Source organism: Streptomyces sp. AC627_RSS907, assembly GCF_019049165.1.
On record NZ_JAGMUE010001442.1, the window covers coordinates 1 to 658 of the forward strand.

A 658-nucleotide genomic window follows, 5' to 3' on the forward strand; every position below is an offset into this window, starting at 1 on the left:
CGCGATGGCCGACCAGTCGGCCTCGCCGCCGTAGTGCTGCGCGGCGGTGCGGCCGTGCAGCGCGACGGCCCGCACCCCCTCCTGCACCGCGATCCGCCCGGCGTCCAGGTAGGTCAGGTGGTCGTCGTCGATGCCCTTGCGCATCTTCATGGTCACCGGCAGCTCGCCGGCCCCGGCGACAGCCTCGCGCAGGATCGCCCGCAACAGGTTGCGCTTGTACGGCAGCGCCGAGCCGCCGCCCTTGCGCGTCACCTTCGGCACCGGGCACCCGAAGTTCAGGTCGATGTGGTCGGCCAGCCCCTCGTCCACGATCATCCGGACCGCCTTGCCGACGGTCGCCGGGTCCACGCCGTACAACTGGATGGACCGCGGCTTCTCGATGCCGTCGAAGTGGATCAGCCGCATCGTCTTCGCGTCCCGCTCGACCAGCGCCCGCGTGGTGATCATCTCGCTGACGAACAGGCCCTTGCCGCCGGAGAACTCCCGGCACAGGGTGCGGAAGGGCGCGTTGGTGATACCCGCCATGGGGGCGAGGATCACCGGGGGCACCACCGCGTGCGTACCGACGTACAGCGGCTGGGTCTCGGCGGTCATCTAGGACGCGTCCTTCCGGTTCTCGTGGTGCTCAGGGTGCTGGGGGCGCTGCGGGTACTCGGGC

The 658-nt window shown here is 70.8% G+C and carries 1 protein-coding gene; it reads right to left on the reverse strand.

Going from position 1 to position 658, the window contains the following annotated elements; all coding sequences use genetic code 11:
- The coding region (locus tag KUM32_RS42340) for a tRNA-dihydrouridine synthase (protein ID WP_217146902.1) at positions 1–594 on the reverse strand (594 nt) is incomplete at its 3' end.
- Positions 595–658: the final 64 nt, after the last annotated feature.